Source organism: Blautia intestinalis (assembly GCF_014297355.1).
GTDB classification, from domain to species: Bacteria; Bacillota; Clostridia; order Lachnospirales; family Lachnospiraceae; genus Blautia_A; species Blautia_A intestinalis.
The window spans coordinates 255,483-281,303 of the sequence record NZ_JACOQE010000002.1 but is presented as its reverse complement, the minus strand read 5'-3'; the positions used below and the strand labels follow the sequence as shown (position 1 = coordinate 281,303).

17 protein-coding genes are annotated in these 25,821 nt (G+C 42.9%); 11 read left to right on the top strand and 6 right to left on the bottom strand.

The window, feature by feature from the left end; translation table 11 throughout:
- The first annotated feature begins 34 nt into the window (after positions 1-34).
- From H8Z79_RS05405 to H8Z79_RS05375, 7 genes are all read left to right on the top strand, one after another.
- Entirely contained in the window at positions 35-2,959 is a 2,925-nt protein-coding gene (locus tag H8Z79_RS05405) for an insulinase family protein (RefSeq protein WP_118039681.1), read from the top strand.
- Positions 2,960-2,987: 28 nt separating this feature from the next.
- Entirely contained in the window at positions 2,988-3,896 is a 909-nt protein-coding gene (gene era / locus H8Z79_RS05400; RefSeq protein ID WP_015542596.1) for a GTPase Era, read from the top strand.
- 30 nt (positions 3,897-3,926) lie between these two features.
- Positions 3,927-4,679, top strand: coding sequence for a DNA repair protein RecO (recO, locus tag H8Z79_RS05395; RefSeq protein WP_118039682.1), 753 nt, complete (start codon positions 3,927-3,929; stop codon positions 4,677-4,679).
- A gap of 87 nt (positions 4,680-4,766) precedes the next feature.
- Complete coding sequence (locus H8Z79_RS05390) at positions 4,767-6,161, top strand: glycine--tRNA ligase (protein ID WP_118039683.1); 1,395 nt, start codon at positions 4,767-4,769, stop codon at positions 6,159-6,161.
- 785 nt (positions 6,162-6,946) lie between these two features.
- Complete coding sequence (locus H8Z79_RS05385) at positions 6,947-8,200, top strand: 6-phosphofructokinase (RefSeq protein WP_118039684.1); 1,254 nt, start codon at positions 6,947-6,949, stop codon at positions 8,198-8,200.
- A 163-nt stretch (positions 8,201-8,363) separates the two neighbouring features.
- Positions 8,364-10,994 carry a pyruvate, phosphate dikinase gene (gene ppdK / locus H8Z79_RS05380; RefSeq protein WP_015542600.1) on the top strand — a complete coding sequence of 877 codons (2,631 nt, stop codon included), beginning with the start codon at positions 8,364-8,366 and terminating at the stop codon, positions 10,992-10,994.
- Positions 10,995-11,383: 389 nt separating this feature from the next.
- Positions 11,384-12,730: an MATE family efflux transporter gene (locus H8Z79_RS05375; RefSeq protein WP_118039761.1), complete on the top strand. Its 1,347-nt coding sequence runs from the start codon at positions 11,384-11,386 to the stop codon at positions 12,728-12,730.
- A 24-nt stretch (positions 12,731-12,754) separates the two neighbouring features.
- On the opposite strand, the gene H8Z79_RS05370 is transcribed toward H8Z79_RS05375, so the two are convergent.
- Positions 12,755-14,134: an aldehyde dehydrogenase gene (locus H8Z79_RS05370; RefSeq protein ID WP_118039685.1), complete on the bottom strand. Its 1,380-nt coding sequence runs from the start codon at positions 14,132-14,134 to the stop codon at positions 12,755-12,757.
- A gap of 171 nt (positions 14,135-14,305) precedes the next feature.
- On the opposite strand from H8Z79_RS05370, the gene H8Z79_RS05365 reads away from it, so the two are divergent.
- Positions 14,306-15,979, top strand: a complete 1,674-nt coding sequence (locus H8Z79_RS05365; RefSeq protein ID WP_015542602.1) for a hypothetical protein — start codon at positions 14,306-14,308, stop codon at positions 15,977-15,979.
- 53 nt (positions 15,980-16,032) lie between these two features.
- Here H8Z79_RS05365 and H8Z79_RS05360 read toward each other — a convergent pair whose 3' ends face one another.
- Complete coding sequence (locus H8Z79_RS05360) at positions 16,033-16,719, bottom strand: YoaK family protein (RefSeq protein ID WP_015542603.1); 687 nt, start codon at positions 16,717-16,719, stop codon at positions 16,033-16,035.
- A 115-nt stretch (positions 16,720-16,834) separates the two neighbouring features.
- Between H8Z79_RS05360 and H8Z79_RS05355 the strand changes: the two genes are divergently transcribed.
- Entirely contained in the window at positions 16,835-17,752 is a 918-nt protein-coding gene (locus H8Z79_RS05355; protein ID WP_015542604.1) for a LysR family transcriptional regulator, read from the top strand.
- On the opposite strand, the gene H8Z79_RS05350 is transcribed toward H8Z79_RS05355, so the two are convergent.
- Positions 17,727-19,013, bottom strand: a complete 1,287-nt coding sequence (locus tag H8Z79_RS05350; RefSeq protein WP_118039686.1) for a CapA family protein — start codon at positions 19,011-19,013, stop codon at positions 17,727-17,729. The two genes, H8Z79_RS05355 and H8Z79_RS05350, sit on opposite strands and share 26 nt — an antisense overlap.
- Positions 19,014-19,140: 127 nt before the next feature.
- On the opposite strand from H8Z79_RS05350, the gene H8Z79_RS05345 reads away from it, so the two are divergent.
- Complete coding sequence (locus tag H8Z79_RS05345) at positions 19,141-19,980, top strand: deoxyribonuclease IV (RefSeq protein WP_015542606.1); 840 nt, start codon at positions 19,141-19,143, stop codon at positions 19,978-19,980.
- A 3-nt stretch (positions 19,981-19,983) separates the two neighbouring features.
- Here the strand turns inward: H8Z79_RS05345 and H8Z79_RS05340 are convergent, their stop codons facing one another.
- From H8Z79_RS05340 to H8Z79_RS05330, 3 genes are all read right to left on the bottom strand, one after another.
- On the bottom strand, positions 19,984-20,970 hold the full coding sequence (locus H8Z79_RS05340) for a 2-hydroxyacid dehydrogenase (protein ID WP_118039687.1): 987 nt from the start codon (positions 20,968-20,970) through the stop codon (positions 19,984-19,986).
- A gap of 150 nt (positions 20,971-21,120) precedes the next feature.
- The gene (aroA, locus tag H8Z79_RS05335) at positions 21,121-22,395 is read right to left on the bottom strand and encodes a 3-phosphoshikimate 1-carboxyvinyltransferase (RefSeq protein ID WP_015542608.1); all 1,275 of its coding nucleotides are present in this window, start codon (positions 22,393-22,395) and stop codon (positions 21,121-21,123) included.
- Positions 22,396-22,403: 8 nt separating this feature from the next.
- Complete coding sequence (locus H8Z79_RS05330) at positions 22,404-23,495, bottom strand: prephenate dehydrogenase (protein WP_118039688.1); 1,092 nt, start codon at positions 23,493-23,495, stop codon at positions 22,404-22,406.
- Between the two features lie 219 nt (positions 23,496-23,714).
- Here H8Z79_RS05330 and H8Z79_RS05325 point away from each other — a divergent pair, with 219 nt between their 5' ends.
- Positions 23,715-25,802, top strand: a complete 2,088-nt coding sequence (locus tag H8Z79_RS05325) for an elongation factor G (RefSeq protein ID WP_015542610.1) — start codon at positions 23,715-23,717, stop codon at positions 25,800-25,802.
- Positions 25,803-25,821: the final 19 nt, after the last annotated feature.

The following is a 25,821-nucleotide window of genomic DNA, read 5'->3' as shown; positions in this document are numbered from 1 at the left end:
AATACTATAGGTATTATGTAAATCGGAGGCAATAATGAATTTAGACAGTTTAACGGCATATAAATTAGTTAAAAAAGAAAAGCTGAACGATATCCGTTCAACCGGTTATCTGTTTCGACATATCAAAACAGGTGCCAGAGTTATGGCAATCGAAAACGATGATGAAAACAAAGTCTTCAACATTGCATTCCGCACCCCGCCCAAAAACAGCACCGGTGTGGCTCACATTCTCGAACACAGTGTTTTGTGTGGATCGAAGGACTTTCCGCTGAAAGATCCTTTCGTAGAGCTTGTAAAAGGCTCACTGAATACGTTCTTAAATGCAATGACTTATCCGGACAAGACCTGTTATCCTGTAGCAAGCTGCAATGATCAGGACTTCCAGAACCTGATGCATGTCTATCTGGATGCGGTATTTTATCCGAATATTTACAAAAAAGAAGAAATTTTCCGTCAGGAAGGATGGAATTATCATCTTGAAAACACGGAAGGTCCGCTGACTTACAATGGTGTGGTATATAACGAAATGAAGGGTGCATTTTCTTCACCGGATGATGTTCTGGAAAGAGATATCATGAATTCTCTTTTCCCTGATATTACGTATGGCTGTGAATCAGGCGGAGACCCGGAAAATATCCCGGATCTTTCCTACGAAGAGTTCCTTGATTTTCACAGAACTTATTATCATCCGTCCAACAGTTTTATTTATCTGTATGGAAATATGGATATGACAGAAAAACTTGATTTCATTGACAAAAAATATCTTTCTGCATTTGACAGTTTACATGTTGATTCCGAAATTCAGGAGCAGAAACCATTTGATAAAATGCATGATCTTGTCATGGAATACCCTGTTGCCGAGAGCGAGAGTGAAGCAAACAATTCTTATCTTGCATACAGTGTTGTCACAGGAAATGCAATGAACAGTCTCGAATGTACTGCATTTGATGTGCTGGATTATGCACTGCTTGGAGCACCTGGCGCACCTCTTAAGAAAGCGCTTCTGGATGCAGAGATCGGATCTGATGTGTATGGTTCTTATGAAGACGGTATTCGTCAGACATACTTCGATGTCATTGCAAAAGGTGCAGATCCGTCACGCAAAGAAGAGTTCGTTTCCATTATTCGCCGTGTTCTGACAGAAATTGTTCAGAACGGTATTGATCCGAAGGCACTTGAGGCTGGCATCAACTGCATGGAATTTCGTTACAGAGAAGCAGATTTCTCTTCCTACCCGAAGGGACTGATCTACGGACTGGATATTCTGGACAACTGGCTCTATGATGATGAGCATCCATTTGCACAGGTGCAGCTGATTCCTGTGTTTGACAAACTGAAAGAATTAAAAAATCAGCGATATTTTGAAGGACTGATTCAGAAATATCTGCTTGATAATACACACGGCTCGATCCTGACACTGAACCCGTCAAGAGGTCTGACTGCCCGCAGGGCAAAAGCCCTCGAAGAGAAACTTGCTGCACATCTTGCATCACTTAATGATGAAGAAAAGGCAGAGATGGTTCAGAAGACTGTCGAGCTTGAACGATATCAGGAAACTCCGGAAGATCCGGAAACTGCAAAATGCATTCCTATGCTGAAAAGAGAAGACATCCGCAAAGAGATCACTCCATTTACAAATGAAGCGTTGGATATTGACGGAAGTCTGTTCCTTTATCATGAAGTACCTACTAACGGTATCGGCTATCTTGATCTGATGTTTGATGTGAAGGATCTTCCGGCAGAGAAAGTTCCGTATCTCGGACTTCTCAAGTCCGTTCTGGGGTATGTCGATACTGCGCATTATACTTACGGCGAACTCACAAATGAGATCAATGCAGAGACTGGTGGTATCATGTGCGGAGTAGAAGTTTTTGATCATGCAGAATCGATTGATGAGTTTCGGGCATTTTTCTCTGTACGCGGAAAGACCATGTATCCAAAGACAGATGTACTCTTTAAAATGATCCGTGAAATTCTCAATACTTCCAGCCTTGAAGATACCAGAAGACTTCATGAGATTATTTCACAGGTAAAATCAAGAGCCCAGTCGTCTCTGGTAAGTGCCGGACATTCGACCGCAGTTCTTCGTGCTGCATCCTATACTTCTCCGATGGCGGCATTTCAGGATGCGATGGCAGGAATTGCGTATTATCAGTTTATTGAAACACTGGATCGGGAATTTGAAGAACGAAAAGAAACTCTGGTTGCTGAACTTACAGAACTTATGAGAGAGCTTCTTCGTCCGGAATATCTGTGCATCAGTTATACCGGAGAGAAAGAATCTCTCAGTGATGTCCGGAAGCAGGTAAAAGCCCTTCGTCAGACACTTCATCAGGAAGCTGTGGAAATCAGCGAACAGAGCATTACATGCGAAAAGAAAAACGAAGCATTTACAACTTCCGGTCAGGTACAGTATGTTGCCCAGACAGGAAACTTCCGTAAAAAAGGTTTTGCATACTCCGGTGCTCTGAATATTTTAAAAGTTGCATTGAGCTATGATTATCTCTGGACAAATATCCGTGTCAAAGGCGGTGCATATGGATGCATGAGCGGCTTTAAACGCAGTGGAGAAAGTTTCTTCGTATCCTATCGTGATCCGCACCTGAAACGTACACTGGATGTATTTAAAGGCATTCCGGAATATGTACGTAACTTTAATGCAGATGAAAGAGAAATGACCAAATATATCATCGGAACCATCAGCGGCAAAGATGTTCCGCGTACTCCGAAGATGCAGGGAGCAATTTCCAAAAATGCATGGTTCTGCGGTGTTACAGAAGAAATGGCACAGAAAGAAAGAGATGAGATTCTGAATGCAGATTCCACATCCATGCAGGCGCTTGCTCCACTGATCGAAGCTGTGCTTTTAAATAATGCAATCTGTGTTGTGGGAAGTGAACCGGCTGTCAATAAAGAAAAAGAGCTGTTTGACAACGTCCTTCCACTGATCAATGGCTGAACAAAAGAGAATTTACAGGAGCTGTTAAATGAAAGAAAATTTTAAATCAGGTTTTACCGCGATCATCGGGCGCCCGAATGTCGGAAAATCCACACTGATGAATCATCTGATCGGACAGAAGATCGCAATTACTTCGAAGAAACCACAAACAACCCGTAACCGTATCCAGACAGTTTATACCTGCGATGACGGTCAGATCGTCTTTCTGGATACACCGGGTATTCACAAGGCCAAAAACAAACTCGGTGAATATATGGTACAGGTTGCCGAACGTACCTTAAAAGACGTTGATGTTATCCTGTGGCTGGTAGAGCCGACAACTTTTATAGGGGCAGGAGAACGTCATATTGCAGAGCAGTTACAGGGACTTCATATTCCGGTCATTCTGGTAATCAACAAAGTAGATACCGTAGACAAGGATGAGATTCTGAAGGCAATTGATACTTATCGCAAACTTTATGATTTTGATGAGATCATTCCGTGCTCTGCACTTCGTAACCAGAATACCGAAGATATCATTCCGAGTATTCTGAAATATCTGCCGTACGGTCCGATGTTTTATGATGAGGACACTGTGACAGACCAGCCGCAGAGACAGATCGCCGCGGAAATTATCCGTGAAAAAGCACTGCATGCACTTGATGCTGAGATTCCTCACGGAATCGCCGTTGCCATTGACCGAATGAAAGAACGTCCGGGCAAAAACCGTCTGGTTGATATTGACGCGACCATCATCTGTGAACGTGATTCTCATAAAGGTATTATCATTGGCAAACAGGGTGCCATGCTGAAAAAAATTGGCAGCAATGCACGTTATGAGCTGGAGCGTATGCTGGATGCAAAAGTCAATCTGAAACTCTGGGTAAAAGTTAAAAAAGACTGGCGGGACAGCGACTTTATGATCAAAAACTTCGGTTATGACAAGAAAGAGATATAAAAGAGTAATCTGAAAAAGGAAATCTGAAAGATGAGTGATCTTATTACCGTGCAGGGTGTCGTGATCTCGGCAATGCCAGTAGGAGAATATGATAAACGTATTGTGCTTTTGACCAGAGAGCGCGGCAAGATTTCCGCCTTTGCAAAAGGAGCCAGACGTCTGAACAGTCCGTTCATGGCGGCTGCGGATCCTTTTGTATTTGGTAATTTTACATTATATGAGGGGCGGACAAGCTACAATCTGAATCAGGTATCAGTTACCCATCATTTTGTAGAACTGGCGACAATGCAGCCGGGAGTCTATTATGGATATTATTTTCTGGAGCTGGCAGATTATTTCGGAAGAGAAGGAACCGACGAAAAAGAGATGATGAATCTTCTCTATGTGACAGTAAAAGCACTGATGAACCAGCAGCTGGATAACCGGCTGATACGCTGTATCTATGAGCTGCGTACGATGGTCGAGCAGGGACTTTGCCCACAGCTTTTTCAGTGCACCGGCTGCGAAAAAGAGATTTCGGACGGCGAAGACTGCTTCTTTTCGCAGGAGATGCATGGAATTCTCTGCATATCCTGTGCTCTGGGAAAAAGAGATGCAAGACGTATCTCGCCATCCGCCTTATATGCCATGCGTTACATAGCTACAGCGCCGATGGGGCGGCTTTATTCTTTCCGTGTAGAACCGGAAGTGCTTCTGGAACTCGAACAGATCATCCATCTGTATACAGCACGAAATACAGACAGAAAATTCAAAAGTCTTCAGATTCTTGAAGTCATGAAGTAAGTAAATCCAATAAAAAAGTTGAAATATATTTTAAATGCGGTATAATGTTGAGAAAACGCAACGAATAAAACAAAGAGGAGAACTATCATGGAAAAAACAATGGAGAAAATCGTTGCTCTGGCAAAAGCCAGAGGATTCGTCTATCCGGGCTCTGAAATTTACGGTGGTCTGGCAAATACCTGGGATTACGGTAACCTCGGTGTAGAATTAAAAAATAATGTAAAACGTGCATGGTGGCAGAAATTTATTCAGGAATCTCCGTACAATGTCGGCGTTGACTGTGCGATCCTGATGAACCCACAGACTTGGGTTGCTTCCGGTCATCTTGGCGGATTTTCCGATCCTCTGATGGACTGTAAAGAATGCCACGAGCGTTTCCGCGCGGACAAACTGATCGAAGATTTCTGTGCAGATCATGACATCGAGATTGAAGGCAGTGTAGATGCATGGTCTCAGGAAAAAATGATGGACTTCATCAAAGAACACGAAGTAGCGTGTCCATCCTGCGGCAAGCACAATTTCACAGACATCCGTCAGTTCAACCTGATGTTCAAGACATTCCAGGGTGTAACAGAAGATGCCAAAAACACAGTTTATTTAAGACCTGAAACAGCACAGGGTATCTTTGTCAACTTTAAGAACGTACAGAGAACATCCCGTAAAAAAATCCCGTTCGGTATCGGCCAGATCGGTAAATCTTTCCGTAACGAGATCACACCGGGTAACTTTACATTCCGTACACGTGAGTTCGAGCAGATGGAACTTGAATTCTTCTGTGAACCGGATACAGACCTTGAGTGGTTTGCATACTGGAAGAAGTTCTGCCTTGACTGGCTGAGCTCCCTTGGCCTTAAAGAAGACGAAGTTCGTTACCGTGACCATGACAAAGAAGAGCTGAGTTTCTACAGCAAGGCAACTACAGACGTAGAATTTCTCTTCCCGTTTGGATGGGGCGAACTGTGGGGTATTGCTGACAGAACAGATTATGACCTGACACAGCATCAGAATGTATCCGGACAGGATCTGACATACTTCGATGATGAAAAGAAACAGAAATACATTCCGTATGTTATCGAGCCGTCACTCGGTGCTGACCGTATGGTACTTGCATTCCTCTGCAGTGCATACGATGAGGAAGTACTTGACGCTGAGAAGAATGATGTACGTACTGTACTTCATTTCCATCCAGTACTTGCACCTGTCAAGATTGGTGTCCTTCCGCTTTCAAAGAAGCTGAATGAAGGTGCGGAGAAGATCTATCAGCAGCTCAGTAAGAAATACAACTGCGAATACGATGACCGTGGAAATATCGGTAAACGATACAGAAGACAGGATGAGATTGGTACACCGTTCTGTATTACTTATGACTTTGAGTCTGAAAATGACGGAGCAGTTACTGTACGTGACCGCGATACCATGGAGCAGGTACGTATTAAAATTGATGAACTGGATGCATACTTCGCTGACAAGTTTACATTCTAAGTAAGAATAAGAGAAAAGTATACTCACCCGCATGGAATGATATCTGAAATACAAACAAGCTTCGGGAATCGTCAGTTCTAAGGCATGAACTACATCGTTAAAAACGGATACAAAAATCATAAACTCGCTTCGCTCAAACAGTATGTTTTTTGTATCCAACACGATGCATTCATACCTAAGAACTGGTTGATTCCCTGCAGAGTGTTTGCATTCAGATATCATTCATGCGGGTGTTTTGCGTTTTATCAGTTTTCACTTAGCGTGTGTAAAGCTTCTCTGCGAAGATTGATGAGCCGGGAAGGCGCGGGAATCTGAACCGCGGCGGCTCCGCCCGCCGCCGATTTCTCCCCGTCAAGAAACTGTTTGTGCAGGAGAGTAGTGTTATGATTGCGGTTAAGGTAAGCGTATACAGGAGATTTTGCTTCCCCACATCACGGCCAGCAGCTATTTTCTTGTGATTCTGCGAGCCTGAGATACTTCGTGAATATACTTAACAGCCAGAAATATACGTTGCCCGAAAAAACAGCATTGTCTGAGCGTAAGCGAGTTATGCTGTTTTGCCGGGCGTTTTTAGTATATCTTCTGGCTGGTTAGTATATTAGAAGTCTCTCACATGAGCATAATCACAAGAATATATGCTGCGTCCGTACCCCTGTGTAAGCATTTTCCCCCTATATACACTTATCTTTATTTTACGAATAATACATACTGCACAAAAAAACTTGACTATATTCGCAATACTTGTTAAACTTATACATTATATGTGACGCAAAGGAGAGAACAGTATGGCAAAAAAACGTAATATTATCGTAGGACAATCCGGTGGTCCGACATCCGTAATCAACTCCAGCCTTGCAGGCGTATACAAAAACGCCATCGAACGTGGCTTTGACAAAGTATACGGTATGCTTCATGGTATTCAGGGACTTCTGGACGAACAATACATCGATCTTTCTACCCAGATTCACTCTGAACTTGACATTGAATTACTGAAACGTACACCATCTGCATTCCTCGGTTCCTGCCGTTTCAAACTCCCGGAAATTCACGAAGATAAATCTATTTACGAAAAAATCTTCGATATTCTGAACCATCTGGAGATTTATGCATTTATCTACATCGGCGGTAACGATTCTATGGATACAATCAAAAAACTCTCTGATTATGCTATCCTGACCGGACAGACACAGAAATTCCTCGGTGTTCCGAAGACTATTGATAATGATCTTGCACTGACTGACCATACCCCTGGATTTGGAAGCGCAGCAAAATATATCGGCGCGTCTACCAAAGAAGTCATCCGCGACGCACAGGGGCTTACCTACAAGAAGAGCATGATCACGATCATGGAGATTATGGGACGCAATGCAGGATGGCTTACCGGAGCAACAGCGCTTGCCCGCACAGAAGATTGTGACGGACCGGATCTTATTTATCTTCCGGAAGTTCCGTTTGATATTGATAAGTTCCTTGTCAAAGTCAAAGATCTCCTTAAGAAAAAATCTTCTGTTGTGATAGCTGTATCAGAAGGAATCCGCCTTGCTGACGGCCGTTATGTATGCGAACTCGGCAGCTCCGGTGATTATGTAGATGCCTTCGGTCATAAACAGCTTGCCGGAACCGCAACTTATCTTGCAAACTTCCTTGCAGCAGAATGCGGATGCAAGACGAGGGCAGTAGAACTCTCTACTTTACAGAGAAGCGCTTCTCATATGGCATCTCGTGTAGACATTGATGAAGCATTTATGGTCGGCGGTGCTGCGGTCAAAGCTGCAGACGAAGGAGATACCGGTAAGATGATTGTTATTGACCGTGTATCTGACGACCCGTATATGGCAAAGACCGGTATTTATGATGTACATCGCATTGCAAACGAAGAAAAAGTCGTACCGCGTAACTGGATGAACAAAGATGCCTCTTATGTTACAAAAGACTTTGTGGATTATATCAGTCCGCTGATCCAGGGAGATTATCAGCCGATCATGGTAAATGGTCTTCCGAGACATCTTGTACTTAATCTCAAAAAGAGACGCTCATAACACAGCGTGCAGGTGGGGGAAAGTTTTTGCATCATGCTAAAAACTTTCCCCATTTTTTGACAGTTTAACCTTGACTATTTGTACTAAAGTCTATACAATAACTATGTGCGTATAAAACATAGTTTTTATGTGAAAAGAACAATAATTAGGAGGAAAATGTAAAATGGCAAAATGGGTTTACATGTTTACAGAAGGTAACGCTAATATGAGAAACCTTCTGGGTGGTAAAGGTGCCAACCTTGCTGAAATGACAAACCTTGGTCTTCCTGTACCGCAGGGCTTTACAATCACAACTGAAGCCTGCACACAGTATTATGAAGACGGAAGACAGATCAATGATGAGATCATGGCTCAGATCATGGAAGCAATCACTAAAATGGAAGGAGTTACCGGCAAAAAATTCGGTGACAAAGAAAATCCTCTGCTCGTTTCCGTTCGTTCTGGTGCCAGAGCTTCCATGCCTGGTATGATGGATACAATCCTGAACCTTGGTTTAAATGAAGAAGTAGTTAATACTCTTGCTGAGAAATCCAACAACCCACGTTGGGCTTGGGACTGCTACAGAAGATTCATCCAGATGTACTCTGACGTAGTTATGGAAGTTGGTAAGAAATATTTCGAAGAGCTGATCGACGAAATGAAAACTAAGAGAGGCGTTAAGCAGGACGTTGAACTTACAGCTGAAGACCTTAAAGAACTTGCAGAGCAGTTCAAAGCTGAATATAAAGAAAAAATCGGTGCTGAATTCCCAACTGATCCTAAGGAACAGTTAATGGGTGCTATCAAAGCCGTATTCCGTTCATGGGACAACCCGCGTGCAAACGTTTATCGTCGTGACAACGATATCCCTTATTCCTGGGGAACCGCTGTTAACGTACAGATGATGGCATTCGGTAACATGGGTGATGACTGTGGTACAGGTGTTGCCTTCACACGTGACCCTGCTACAGGAGCTAACGGTCTGTTCGGTGAATTCCTGACAAACGCTCAGGGTGAAGACGTTGTTGCCGGTGTTCGTACACCTATGCACATCACCGAAATGGAACAGAAATTCCCGGAAGCATTCGTACAGTTCAAACAGGTTTGCAAAACTCTGGAAGATCACTACAGAGATATGCAGGATATGGAGTTCACTGTAGAGCACGGTAAACTTTACATGCTGCAGACACGTAATGGTAAGAGAACTGCACAGGCTGCTCTGAAGATCGCTTGTGACCTCGTTGATGAGGGAATGAGAACAGAAGAAGAAGCAGTTGCAATGATCGACCCACGTAACCTTGATACTCTGCTTCATCCGCAGTTTGATGCTGCTGCTCTTAAAGCTGCTACACCAATGGGTAAAGGCCTTGGTGCTTCTCCGGGAGCTGCATGCGGTAAGATCGTATTCACAGCAGATGACGCTGTTGAATGGGCAGAAAGAGGAGAAAAAGTCGTTCTTGTACGTCTTGAGACATCTCCGGAAGATATCACAGGTATGAAATCTGCTCAGGGTATCCTGACAGTTCGTGGTGGTATGACTTCTCACGCAGCAGTAGTTGCCCGTGGTATGGGTGAGTGCTGTGTATCCGGATGCGGCGATATCGCTATGGATGAAGAAAACAAGAAATTCACACTGGCTGGCAAAGAGTTCCATGAAGGAGACTTCATTTCCATCGATGGTACAACAGGTAACATCTACGACGGAATCATCCCGACTGTAGACGCTACAATCGCTGGTGAGTTCGGCCGTATCATGGCTTGGGCTGACAAATACAGAACTATGAAAGTTCGTACAAACGCAGATACACCGGCTGACGCTAAGAAAGCAGTTGAGCTTGGTGCAGAAGGTATCGGCCTTTGCCGTACAGAGCATATGTTCTTCGGTGAGGGACGTATCGATGCATTCCGTGAAATGATCTGCTCCACAACAGTAGAAGAAAGAGAAACAGCTCTTGCAAAAGTTCTTCCATATCAGCAGGAAGATTTCGAAGGACTGTTCGAAGCACTGGAAGGCAACCCGGTTACTATCCGTTTCCTGGATCCGCCGCTTCATGAATTCGTTCCTACTGAAGAAGCTGACATCAAGAAACTTGCAGATGCTCAGGGCAAAACCGTAGAAGAAATCAAAACTATCATTGATTCTCTCCATGAGTTCAACCCAATGATGGGTCATCGTGGATGCCGTCTTGCAGTTACTTATCCGGAAATTGCCAAGATGCAGACAACAGCAGTTATCCGTGCAGCAATCAAAGTTAAAAATGCTCATCCGGATTGGGCAATCAAACCGGAAATCATGATCCCGCTTGTTGGCGATATCAAAGAGCTTAAATATGTTAAGAAATTCGTAGTAGAAACTGCAGACGCAGAGATCAAAGCAGCTGGTTCCGACCTTCAGTATGAAGTTGGTACTATGATCGAGATCCCGAGAGCAGCGCTTACTGCCGACGATATCGCTAAAGAAGCTGACTTCTTCTGCTTCGGTACAAACGACCTTACACAGATGACATACGGCTTCTCCCGTGACGATGCAGGTAAATTCCTGAACGCTTACTACGATGCTAAGATCTTCGAAAACGACCCATTTGCTAAACTTGATCAGGTTGGCGTTGGCAAGCTCATGAAGATGGCTATCGAACTTGGCAGACCGGTTAACCCGAACCTCCATGTAGGTATCTGTGGAGAGCACGGTGGAGATCCGTCTTCCGTAGAGTTCTGCCATAAGATTGGTCTGAACTATGTATCCTGCTCACCGTTCCGTGTACCGATCGCTCGTCTTGCAGCAGCACAGGCAGCTATCGCTGAAAAGAACGCTTAATAGCATGTTGTAAACGGGTAAAGCAAGATATCCTCATTTGAGGTAATTTTGTCAATCACCCTAATAATTGTCCAAACGTAAAAATTGACCTTGTAGGTCTGAGAAATCAGATCCGCAAGGTCTTTTTTGTTACCTGCATAGTGCAAGAAACCTTGATTCTACGCGATTTTCAATAAAAACTAAATTTTATTGACTTTCTAAAAAACACATTTAAGTGACGTAAAACAGATATATGGTATTACTTTGAGACTATGGGATTTGCTTTTTTGTTGTCGCACTTTGTTTATTGGCTTGAAAAAGAAAATTGATACCTGTATAATGGCATATGGAAATTAATAGTATTAAACTTAGGGGGAGTAATTTTGAAAAATAATAAATATGAAATCGACATGTGCAATGGATCGATCATGGACAAGCTGATCTCTTTTTCACTGCCTTTGATGCTTTCCGGTATTCTGCAGCTTATGTTTAACGCAGTTGACATTATCGTTGTCGGACAGTTTACCGGAAGCCAGGCTCTGGCTGCTGTCGGATCGACTGCTGCATTGATTGCAGTTTTTACCAACTTATTTATTGGTATATCACTCGGTGCAAATGTGCTTGCAGCACGTTTTTATGCTTCCGGCAAATATAAAGAAATGTCGGAGACAGTACATACCTCGATCACATTAGCACTTATCAGCGGTATCATTATGGCTTTTGTAGGACTTCTGTTTTCGAAAGTTGCTCTGGAAATTATGAGTACACCGGATAATGTCATTGACCAGTCCACCCTGTATATGAGAATATATTTTCTTGGTATGCCATTCTTTATGCTGTACAATTACGGCGCCGCCATTTTAAGAGCAGTAGGAGATACAAAAAGACCCTTGATTTTTTTGATCATCTCAGGACTTGCAAATGCAGGATTAAATTTACTTCTGGTCATTGTTTTTGATATGGGAGTTGCCGGTGTTGCGATAGGAACCGTTGTATCACAGTTTATATCCTGTGTGCTTGTTCTTCGCTGTCTGCATCATTCGGAAGGAAGTTATCAGCTCCGCTTTTCAAAACTGACCATCAAAAGCTTCTATCTGAAGCAGATTTTTCAGGTTGGTGTACCTGCCGGAATCCAGAGCACAGTTATCAATCTTTCCAATGCATTATTACAGTCCTCTGTCAATTCATTCGGTTCAACTGCAATGGCAGGATATACAGCAGCCAACAATATCTTCGGCTTTTTATATATTTCTGTAAACTCCATTACACAGTCATGCATGAGTTTCACCAGTCAGAATTACGGAGTGCGGAAGACAAAACGTATGGATAAAATTCTCATTGACTGCATAATCCTATCTTTTGTTTTTTCGTTTACACTTGGGTGTGGCGCATACTTCTTTGGAAATGAACTGTTACGATTATATACCAGTGATCCAAAGGTTATTCAGTGCGGGATTGAAATACTTGCCTATACAACAGTGCCGTATTTCTGCTGCGGACTGATGGATCTGTTTCCGGGTGCACTTCGCGGAATGGGTCATTCCGGTGTGCCTATGATCCTTTCTATCATTGGTACTGTAGGAACAAGAATTGTATGGATCTTCGGACTTTTTCCGAACCACAGATCCCTGTCATTTTTGTTTATTTCTTACCCTGTATCCTGGATTCTGACAATCCTTATGCAGGTAATCTGTTTCTATTTTGTCAGAAAAAAAGTACACAAAACGATATTATCTGCAGATAAAAAGTATCTGTAAGAAAAAGCTCCGGAGAGCTCCTGGTCATTTCAGGAACTTCCGGAGTTTCTTTTCGTTCTTAGGGGTATATGGCTGATACCGTATGGAAAGGTCCGGCCAGGTCTTTTTATTTACAATGCTCTTGTAATGTGTAAAGGTGCGGAAACCTTCTTCGCCATGATATGCTCCCATTCCGCTTTCGCCAAATCCGCCGAATCCCATTTCGGAAGTTGCAAGATGTACCAGTGTATCATTGATACAGCCACCGCCAAAATCACAGCGTTCCATCACTTTGTTTGCAAGTCTTCCTCTGGAAGTAAATACATAAACTGCCAGCGGATGTGCCATGGAATTGATTTTTTCGATTGCTTCATCGATTGAATCATAGGTAACGATCGGAAGAAGCGGACCAAAAATTTCTTCCTGCATGACTGCGTCTTCGAAGATTACGTTATCAAGTACCGTAGGCTCAATCTGCAGCGTTTCCTCATTATAATTTCCACCGGCAGCAACTTTTTCTTTATTGATCAGTCCGAGCAGCCGACGAAAATGTTTCTCATTGATGATTTTTCCATAATCCGGATTTTTAAGTGGTTCCGTCGTATATTGCCGGTTAATCTGCCGGATGATCTGCCGTACCAGTTTGTCCCTGATTTTACGGTCGCAGTAAATATAATCCGGGGCAACGCAGGTCTGTCCACAGTTCAGAAGTTTACCAAACACGATACGTCTGGCTGCCAGTTTCAAATTGCATCGGCGGTCAACGATACATGGACTTTTTCCTCCTAATTCCAGCGTGACCGGAGTCAGGTGTACAGCGGCCTTTGTCATAACCTCTCTGCCGACATGCTGACTTCCCGTAAAAAAGATATAATCAAATCGTTCGCTCAGAAGAGCTGTATTTTCTTCACGTCCTCCTTCGACCACCGCCACATAAGAAGGATCAAAACATTCTGCAAGAATCGCTTTGACAACTGCGGTTGTGGCAGGAGAGAAGGCACTTGGTTTCAGGATTACCGTATTACCGGCGGCAATCGCGTCGATCAGAGGATCCAGAGAAAGCAGAAGCGGATAGTTCCATGGACTCATAATAAGAACTACACCGTAAGGAACCGGTTTCTTATAACTGTGCGCAGCAAACTGTGCCATCGGTGTCGGTACATCCTGTCTCTCGGCATATTCTCTTACATGATGGAGCATATGTGTAAGTTCACTTAAGACAAGTCCTGTTTCGCACATATAACTTTCGAAAGCACTTTTGCCAAGGTCTTTTTTCAATGCTTCATTAATCTCTGTCTCGTGCTGCAAAACAGCCGTTTTTAATTTACGAAGCTTCTCGATACGTTTTTTTACCGGAAAAGTATCACCGGTATGAAAAAAGTTTCTCTGATTTTCAATCAGCGTTTTAATCTCTGTCTCTGTCATGAAAATTTCCTCTTTTCGATAAGTCTTAAGATTCTTATGTGAATATATAATACAACAATACAGAATAAAAAGTCAATCGTGCCATAATTCTTCAAAAATATTGTATATTCGACAAAAGCATGGTAAACTGTCTATATCTATACAATCATCACAATAAATGGAGGGAAATTTATGATGAATCGTACCAGACAGATTTTAAAAAAGGCTGTTGTTACAGCAATGGGAGCTTCTCTGGTTGTTTCCGGCAGCAGCACCGTATTCGCAGCAGGTTCCTATCAGGAAACAGAAAAAACTGCACTTGCAAATGTAGTAAGTAAATTACCGGAAGCATGGGACGGCTATCTTGAGAATTACCAGAAAGCCTGCAAAGGAACAAAAGGCACATTTACACTGACTGTAGAAGATACTGGACGGGCACTTGCCGGTGCGCTTATGGGAGGCACCGATGTTTCCTGGCTTCAGAGTTTTACTTTTGACAGTGATATTACCATCAAAGATGGTGTGGAAGCCATTGCCAGTGGATTACTTCTGAACGACACCAAACTGTGTGATCTGAATCTCTACATGGATCTTGCAAACATGGCTGAGTATATTCAGATTCCACAGCTGTCCGAGGGATATATTACAGCACCGATTCAGAGTACAGTCACCACCACCAATGGTGTTGCAGAGAACTCTCAGGAAATCATGAGCACCTACATGAATGCACTGTCAGATCTTTCTTCTGCACTTCCGGATTCTGATACACTCGGAACACTTCTTGATCGCTACGGAAATATTATCATTGATAATATCGAAGAAGGATCTTCTGTTGAAGAGTCTGTATCTGTAGATGGCATCAGCGAAGACTGTACTGCATATGAGGGAACTGTTTCTGAAAAAGCTGTTACAGCTATGGCAGAGGGAATCCTGACTGCAGCCAAAGATGATGCTGAGATCAAAGGTTTATTTGAACAGTGGGCAGGTGCCTCCGATGGAGAAAACCAGTATCAGCAGTTTGAGGATGCTGTAGCAGATGCGCTTGACAGTATCGGATCTGCTGACGGAGAAGTTTCCGAAGATCCTGTATTTTCCTCAAAAGTATGGGTAAATGCAGACAATAGAATCGTCGGACGTGAATTTGCCGTCATAGACGGAGCAGAAACTACTCCTGTATTCACATGGAAAGCACCATCTGATGGTGATACTTCCGCATTACTTCTTGAAATTACGGCAGAGGATTCTTCCCTTACACTGACCGGAAGCGGCACAACCAGTGATGGACTTCTGAATGGAGATTATATCTTCGCAATAGACGGAACAGAGGCAGCTGATATTAACGTTGAAAACCTCGAGACCAAACCAGAAAAAGCAGGCTACTATAATGGAACATTAAATGTAACCTTCCCGGCCGCAGAAGCTGATGATACAACCACAGACGAAGAAAGCGAAGCAGCATCCAACCCGCTGGCAGGATTTGGTATGGTGATCAATCTTGAGTCTGATGCGTCTACAGATGCAAGTTCTATAGGTCTGACTGTTACAACATCCGGTGCACCGATCGCTACACTTACAATAAGCAGCGGATATGGAGATGGCGTAGATATTCCGGATCTGACTTCTCTGGATAAGACTTATGATGGTTCTGATGATGCAGCAATGACTGAATATGTAGCAAATATCAAATGGGATACTTTCCTTGCAAATATTAAGGCCGCCGGTGTTCCGGATGAGCTTGCAACACAGCTTGAGACTATCCTTACCTCAGCAGTTGAAAGCATGACCGCAACAGATGAAGATCAGGATACAAGCGCAACAGACAGCAGCGCAGATGGTGAGACAGAAGCAGCAGATGATGCAGCATAAATAAAAGAGAGCCACTTGGACTCTTATATATAAAAACAGTAAAAAGGATACCCTCAGGCAGATGCCTTGAGGATATCCTTTTTTTTGACGTCATATAAAACATATTCCGCATTACACATAACGAATGCTGCAACCGTCGGTAAAATTGCGATCCAGGATCCTTTCAGATCAAGAAGTTTGCAGGAAAGAAAAGCAATTGCAGCTCCTCCATAAAAGCAGATCAGTACCTTTCCGAAATAGATTCCTCTTCGAAGAGATTCTGTATCTTTGCTGCAAAGATATTCGGTAAATCCTGTAACACACTGACGCAGATTATTTGTGGAAAAAATACTGGAACTTGCAAAACCGTCGGCACCTTTAAAAGAACACCACTGGAAAGCAGTAGCAAAAAAAATCGGAAACAGTGCAACAAACGGATTCATTTCTGCAGGATAAAAACCAATGACCAATAATACTGCTCCATCAATCAGGATGCTGAGTCTTTTTTGATTTATTTTTGATATCTTATGGGAGATTACTACAGTTGCCGCCATGGAAACAATGTAAATCATCATTGCCAGGACACGGAAAAACCATTGCTCATCCGGATGTCCTACGGCATCCATTGCAAGAGAAAGCATATTTCCTGTCTGGGCAGAGCCAAATACATCATGACGGTTAAGGATTGCATAGCCACCCATAAAACCACCAATCAACGTCATAGTAAGATGCAGATGCCTTTCAAGTGTCGCTTCATCCATTTAAATCATTCCTTTTCTTAAATTCACTGGATTTATTATAATCTTGCATATATATATTGTAAAATTAATATTTTATCTATATAATATAAATTACTTTTATATATGGAGGAATTTTATGAATTACACAGACATACATACCTTTCTTACCATTGCATCCAGCCCGTCCCTTTCTAAAGCGGCTGAGAGCCTGTTTGTATCACAGCCTGCCCTCAGCCATCGTTTGTCTGCGCTGGAAGAAGAGCTCGGAACAGAACTGATCATACGTAAAAAAGGATCACGTACACTGGAGCTTACCGAAGCCGGACAACGCTTTGTCCCAATTGCACGCAAGTGGGAGCAGTTATGGATTGAGACGGGAAAAATCAAATTCGAACAGCCCTCGACACAGCTTCGAGTCGTGAATGTTGACAGTATGAACTTTTATTTTATGCCACAGGTCATTGGAAATTTCCTTGAGGAACATCCAAAATGCAGTCTGCATATCAATACTATGCAGTCGAATCTCTCTTATAAAGCAGTCGAAAATAAAGATGCAGATCTCGGTCTGATCACAAATCCGCATTTTTTTAAGAAAGTACAGACAATCCCTCTTTTTGAAGAACAGCTTGTCTTTGTCTGCGGAGGAGATGCGCCATATCAGGACGGTCTTCTTCCTTCACAGCTTGACAGTGCGGATGAAATCTATATTCCATGGAGCAATACTTTCCTTATGTGGCACGATTACTGGTTTGGTAATGACCCCGAAGTAAAAGTTATGCTGGACAATATAGCACTGCTCAGACAGCTTCTGGATCTGAAAAATACATGGGCGATCATGCCGGCAACTCTCGGCCGAAAACTTGCCGAAAAAGAAAACTGCCGGATCGTTTCCATTGAAAACGGTCCGGAGTATCGTACTTGCTATGCAATTATGAATGACCAGAGAAGTGAACATCCACTGATTGACGATTTCCTGAATGAATTATTGAAGACGGTAGGTAATATCCCGGAAATCCGACTTCTCGATCTTACATTTCGTCGTAAGAATCCGTGAGATCCTCATCGCCCGAATAATCTTCGGATGAATCTTCAGAGTCAGTACCTTCTGAAACTTCGCAGGTATCGTTCCCTTCAGAATTTTCCGTAGATCCGCTTCCGATCCAGGAACTGCGTTCCTGAATCTTCTGCAGGATACGGTCTGCTTCCTCGCCGCTGGCCGGTGTCGGCTGGTAATTATTGTATCCAGAATCGGATGAAATAGAACACGGAATGATATTTGTAACATTGTCAGCTTTTACACCATTTGAATCAATTGTAAAGGTCTGCTGAAAGATCATTGTATCCATATCACTCGGATAGGCATTTCCGCCGAAACAGAAATTGCCGAGACTGTAAACAATGTTTTTGCCTTTGTATTCCTCGATTCCCTGAAGGACATGAGGATGGTGGCCACATACAAGATCGGCCCCGAGATCAATGGCGAGATGTCCGAGTGTAGTCTGATTACTGTCCGGAACTTCTTCTTTTTCGTTTCCCCAGTGGAAGATAACGATGATCAGCTGTGCACCATCTTTTTTGACTTTTTCAATATTTTGTTTCAGCTGTTCCTCTCTGTCGAGATGATCATTAAGTTCATAAATACCGACCATACCGACTTTGATACCATTAACCTCCGTGACCGCGGTTTCATCATAGCCAAAATGAATGATACCTGCTGCATCCAGCGCACTTAAGGTATCATTGAAGCTCTGATCACCATAATCGTGGCTGTGATTATTGGCTGTATTGACAGCTTCGATGGAACCGGCAGTAAGAATATCCGCATAAGAAGCAGGCGCTTTAAATGCGAACTGTTTGTCCTCGCGGTCTTCGGACTCTGTAAGAGTACCTTCAAAATTAGCAATCGTAAGATCGTCAGCCTCAAAAATATTTTTTACATTTGCAAAGAAATAGTCCGGACCATTGTTATCGTAATATGCATTCAGACTTGTATCATAATCAAATTCTTCATCCGTACCAAGTGTACAGTCACCGACAACACTGATCGTAAGTGATACCGGATCCATAGCAGGTTCTGATGTGACGGTAGGCTTTTCTTCGGCCTGTACCTGATCTGATGAGGCTGACTTCGCTTTAGCGGAAGAGCATCCTCTGATCAGAAGAATCAGTAACACAACAACCAGAATGGCAGCAACACCGAAAATTCTGTATCGAAGCTGCTGTTGTCTGTAATATTGCGATTTTTTTAATATTTTACTCTTTTTGTGCACCGGTTTTTTATGCACCGGACGCTTTTTATGGACAGACTGTTTCATATGTTTCCCCCTTTTCCCCAGTAACACATTTTCTCGAAAAATGTCAATTTTTGTCATTTAAGGAAAGTATAAGAACTTTGGGGGATTCCGTCAATAACTTTTCAGAAACTAATAAAGGAGAATTTTTATGACAACATTATATATCGGAAATCATACCTCATCTTCAAAAGGCTATACAGCGATGGCAAAGCAGATGATTGCCAACGGCGGCAACACATTTGCATTTTTTACCAGAAATCCACGCGGAGGAAAGGCCAAAGCCATCGATGAAAAAGACATCCGGAACTTTCTCGAACTTACAGAATCCTGTAACTTCGGAAAGATCGTTGCACATGCGCCATACACATTAAATGCATGCGCTGCAAAAGAAAATCTCCGGGATTTTGCAAGAGAGACATTTGCAGATGATCTTCAAAGAATGGAATACACTCCGGGAAATTATTATAACTTTCATCCGGGCAGTCATGTAGGACAGGGCGCTGAGATCGGAATTCAGAAGATAGCTGAAATCCTCAATGATGTACTTACTGAAGAACAGAGTACCACCGTTCTGCTTGAGACCATGTCCGGTAAGGGAAGTGAAGTAGGACGGAATTTTGAGGAACTCAGAGAAATTATTGATCTTGTACACCTGAAAAATAAAATTGGTGTCTGTCTGGATACCTGTCATGTATGGGATGGAGGCTATGACATTGTGAATGATCTGGATGGTGTTTTAGATGCATTTGACCATATTATAGGTCTGGATAATTTAAAGGCTGTTCATTTAAACGACAGTCTCAATGACCTTGGAAGCCACAAAGACCGCCATGCACGGATAGGAGAGGGTAAAATTGGTCTGAATGCTCTTGTGCGTGTGATCTGTCATCCGAAATTAAAAGAGATTCCTTTTATCCTTGAGACACCAAACGATGATGAAGGATGGACAAAAGAAATCTCCTTATTAAGAGAAGCTTATTCAAAATAATTATTACAAAGATACCGCATTCTTTAATTCCATATCTGTCCGGAAGGCCTCTGCATTTTCTAATGTTGTTTCTGCAATATTGGTCAGTGCTTCCTCTGTAAAAAATCCCTGATGAGAAGTCAGTGCAACATTTGGAAAAGAGAGAAGCCTTTGTACTGTAGAGGTCTTCAGGATATATTCTGACATATCTTCATAAACAAAATCCGATTCTTCTTCATACACATCCAGCCCAACCGCAAAAAACTTATGATCACGAATGCCGGCAATCAGATCTTCTGTACAGATCAGACCTCCTCTGGAAGTATTTACAAGAATGACTCTGTCTTTCATATGAGAAATAGATTCCCGGTTAACTATATGATGTGTCTCCGGTGTGAGAGGACAATGCAGGCTGATCAGGTCACTGGACGAAAAAAGCTGTCCCAGCGAAACATAGATGAGTCCTGTCTTTTCATTTGGGAACGGGTCATATGCCAGAACTTTCATACCAAATCCCTGACATATCCGCGCCATTGCAAGACCGATTTTTCCTGTACCGACGATCCCGGCTGTTTTCCCGTAAAGATTGATTCCCATAAGACCATTCAACGAAAAATTATTTTCACGGCATTTAATATATGCTTTATGTGTATGACGGTTTGCTGTCAGAACAAGTGCCATTGCATGCTCGGCGACAGCTTCCGGTGAATATCCCGGTACGCGCAGCACTGAAATTCCACACTCTTTTGCTTTTGCAAGATCAACATTATTATATCCGGCACAGCGCATCAGAATCAGACGGATCCTCTGATGATGCAGTTCTTCGATTACACCTGCGCTGAGGTCTGCATTGACGAACGCGCAGATTCCGTCGTATCCTGCAGCGAGAGAAGCGGTTTCTTTATATAAGTTGGATTCAATAAATACAAATTCAATATTCGGATATTCCGGTTTCAGTTTGTCAAAAAACTGCTGGTCATAATCTTTTGCGCCATAAAATAGAATTTTCATAGATACCTCCTGTATTTTAATAAAATAGCATCTGATATTTGCTTTTATTTTTAGGATGTCTTTTGAAGCAGGAGAGTATACATTTTTTCAAATATAAAACCTGCCATCACATTTTCATGCAATGACAGGCTATAATTCTGACACAATAATTTATTTATTTAAACTATAAAGATCATTATAAAATTCCGGATAAGAAATCTTTACACAGTCCCCGTTCAGGATATCCACGGTACCATCACAGATCGTACCTGCAACTGCAAAGGACATTGCCACACGATGATCCAGATGAGAATCAATGGTTGCACCATGCAGTGGTCTGCCGCCGTGAATGATCATTCCATCCTCAGTACCTTCAATGTCGGCACCCATACGTTTCAGGTTGTCAACCATAACTGTGATACGGTCAGATTCTTTGACTTTCAGTTCCCGGGCATCTCGAATAACCGTTGTACCATCGGCAAACGCTGCCATAACTGCGATCATCGGAATCTCATCGATCAGAGTCGGGATGATTCCGCCTTCGATTGTTGTTCCCTTCAGACTGCTGGTACGGATAAGAAGGTCCGCTGTCGGCTCGCCCTCCGTACTTTCATTAAAAAGTGTAATATCAGCGCCCATATCCATGCAGACTTTGAGGATTCCGGCTCTGGTCGGATTGATACCGACGTTTTTCAGAAGAATTTCACTGCCCGGAGTAAGAAGGCCGGCTGCAATAAAATAAGCAGCGGAAGAAATATCTCCCGGTACCTGAATCTCACGTCCGTTCAGTGTCGGTTCCGGTACAATAGAAGCAGTTGTTCCTTCAGAAGTAACTTTTGCGCCAAAATAATTCAACATGATTTCTGTATGATTACGGGAAAGAAACGGCTCCGTAACACTTGTAATGCCATCTGCATACATACCTGCAAGAAGCACACAGGATTTTACCTGAGCGGAAGCAACCGGTGAATCATAGTGGATTCCGTGAAGTGTTTTTCCGTGAATGACAAGAGGTACACAGCCATTATCCTGTTTGCTTACGATATCTGCGCCCATAGAAGTAAGCGGTGTCATGATTCTTTTCATCGGACGGGTGCGAATAGAATCGTCACCATCCAGTTCTGAAATAAAGTTCTGTCCGGCAAGAATACCTGAGATCAGTCGGGTTGTTGTACCGCTGTTTCCCACATCCAGAATACTGTCCGGAGCAGAGAGCCCGTGAAGGCCCTTACCGTGTACCATAATCTCCGAAGCATTTCGCTCGATATCAATGCCCATTTTGCGGAAACATGTGATTGTTGACAGACAGTCGGCGCCTTCCAGAAAATGAGAAATACGGGTGGTTCCTTTTGCAAGAGAACCAAACATAACAGCACGGTGGGAGATGGATTTATCTCCCGGTACCGTCAGTGTCCCCCTTAAATTAGTCTGTTTTTTGATTTCCATATGTTTACCTACCGTTCATATACAATGTAATTACGTTTTTTGAGAAGTGCACAACCTTTCTGCATTGCACCCTCTTCATAAAATTCGATTTTCAGAACACCCTGTTCGAATTCGCGGTTATGGATAATGCCGATATTCTTGATGCTGATGCTTTCCATGGCAAGGATTGTGGCAATAGTCGCAATTCCGCCGGCTTCATCTACGATATCGATATACAGCACATAGGTTTTGTTGATCAGTCCGGAAGAGGTTGCATCGATGGAATCGCGGTAATCTCTGGAACGGGCAAACATATCATAAAGATTATCTGCCTCCTGATTATCGATCGAGCAGCGAATCTGGATCAGCATACGAATATACTCATCAAGGACGGTAGAAATATTTTCGTGATTTTCCATGCAGATCTGTTCCCACATTACCGGAGAAGAAGAAGCGATCCTTGTGATATCACGGAAGCCCCCGGCTGCAATTGTTTTCATATATTCTGCTTCGTTATCCAGCTTGTTGACCAGATTAACAAGAGAAGATGCAATAATATGCGGAAGATGACTGACACCTGCCGTAATAAAATCATGTTCTTCTGCAGTAAGGACCATCGGAATAGAACCAAGGGAATCAATTAGTTCTGAAAACTCTGTCAGTTTTTCCAGTGGGACTTCACCGCCCGGAGTCAGTATATAATATGCATTCTCAAGCAGATGATCAGAAGAATGCTCAAATCCGGACTGTTCAGAGCCTGCCATCGGATGCCCCCCGATGAAGCAATGCTCCATGCCAAGCTCCTCAACTGCTTTGTGGATAGGTCCTTTTACACTGCCGGCATCGGTAATGATGCAGCCGTCAGAGATCACATCCTTTAAGTATTTCAGATATTCTATATTGTATTCTACCGGTGCGCAGAGGAAAATATAATCGCAGGTACGGTATCGCTCATCCTTTTCTTCCAGTACAGCGTCGATGGCATTACAGCTGAGTGCTGCAGCCAGAGTTTCTTTGTGTTTTGCGTATGCCAGAATATGATAATCTGGATGAAATTTGCGGATCGTTTTTGCGATAGATCCTCCGATAAGGCCAAGCCCGATAAAACCAATGGTTTTCATGATGTTTTGTATCCTTTCCCAAGTTGCATTAATAAAAACTATGTTCTTATTTTAAAAGAATATACTATAAATGTCAAATAAAGCCATAAAATCGGTAAATTCGTTAAAATTATACACAATTCGAATAAAAAATGTTGTTAAAATTATATAAAATACTTGAAAAGTGCAAGAATTTTTAGTAAAATATGAACATATTAGACAAACAGGGAGGTATTACATATGGACGTTTATAGAACTGACCGAATCCGCAATGTGGTTCTTTTAGGACATGGGGGATCCGGAAAGACCACATTAGCAGAGGCAATGGCTTATCTGGCAGGAATGACTAACCGCCTTGGCAGAGTAGAGGATGGAAATACCGTTAGTGACTTTGATAAAGAAGAAATCAAAAGACATTTTTCTGTTTCGACTACTTTGATTCCGGTACCTTGGGACAAGGTAAAAGTGAATGTACTTGACACACCGGGATATTTTGATTTTGTGGGTGAGGTAGAAGAAGCTGTCAGCGCAGCAGATGCAGCAATCATCGTTGTTTCCGGTAAAGCCGGTGTACAGGTAGGTACTCAGAAGGCCTGGAACCTCTGTGAAAAATATAAACTTCCGCGTATGTTCTTCGTAACAGACATGGATGTGGATGACGTCAGCTATCGAAAAGTAGTAGAAGAACTGACTGAGCTTTATGGCAAAAAGATCGCACCGCTTCATTTCCCGATCCGTGAGGATGGCAAATTTGTTGGTTATGTCAATGTTGTCAAACAGGCAGGTCGTAAATATATTGACAAAGCAGGCAAGGAACCGTGTGATGTTCCGGAATACCTGGATGAATATCTTGAGAAATATCATGATATCCTTATGGAATCTGTAGCAGAAACCAGTGAAGAATTTATGGATCGTTATTTTGAAGGAGATGAGTTCTCCGTAACAGAAGTTTCCGCAGCACTTGCAACAAATGTACAGGACGCAAGCATCGTCCCGGTGTGCATGGGTTCCCCGATCAATCTTCGTGGTGTATCCAACCTCCTCGATGATATCTGCGGATATTTCCCGAGCCCGGACAAACGTTCCTGCAACGGTATTTCCCAGAAAACCAACGAGATTTTTGAAGCAAACTATGATTTTTCAAAAGCCAAATCTGCATATGTATGGAAAACAATCGCAGATCCGTTCCTCGGCAAGTATTCTCTCATTAAGGTTGCATCCGGTGTTATCAAATCTGATGATACTCTGCTCAATGTAGAAAAGGGTGTTGAAGAACGTCTGAACAAACTTTATGTACTTGAAGGTTCCAAACCGATCGAAGTTCCGGAACTTCATGCAGGTGATATCGGCGCGATTGCCAAACTTGCAAGCGTGCAGACAGGTGACAGCCTTGCAGCCAAAGCTTCTCCGGTTCTTTATCCGAAAGCAGTGATCTCTACACCATATACTTATAAGAGATACAAAGCTGTCAAGAAAGGCGACGAAGACAAGATTGCACAGTCTCTTGCAAAAATGGCAAGCGAAGATAAGACACTCCGCGTAGTAAATGATTCCGCTAACAGACAGACGCTTCTTTACGGTATGGGCGATCAGCATCTCGACATTGTAGTCAGCAAACTGAAAGAACGCTACAAAGTAGAAATCGAACTTTCCAAGCCGAAGGTTGCTTTCCGTGAGACCATCCGCAAGAACTCTGACGTAGAAGGCAAACATAAGAAACAGTCCGGCGGACATGGACAGTATGGACATGTTAAGATGCGTTTTGAGCCATCCGGTGATCTGGAAACTCCATATGTATTCGAACAGGTAGTAGTTGGTGGTGCCGTACCGAAGAACTACTTCCCGGCTGTCGAAAAAGGTCTGCAGGAATGCGTTCTGAAAGGACCTCTGGCTGCATATCCGGTAGTTGGCGTAAAAGCTACTCTTTATGATGGATCTTTCCATCCGGTTGATTCTTCAGAAATGGCATTTAAGATGGCAACGATCCTTGCCTTCAAGAAAGGTTTCATGGATGCATCCCCTGTACTTCTTGAGCCAATCGTTTCCATGAAAGTAATCGTTCCTGATAAATACACCGGTGATGTTATGGGTGACCTGAACAAACGTCGCGGCCGTGTACTCGGCATGAATCCGGATCACGAAGGTAATACCATCATTGAAGCCGATGTTCCGCAGCTCGAGATTTACGGATATTCTACAACACTTCGTTCCATGACCGGCGGAAGCGGAGACTTCTCTTATGAATTTGCCCGTTATGAACAAGCCCCGAATGATATCCAGGCAAAAGAGATCGAAGCAAGAGCAAACAAAGTTGATGCAGTTGAATAATCTGCATCTGTAAACTCAA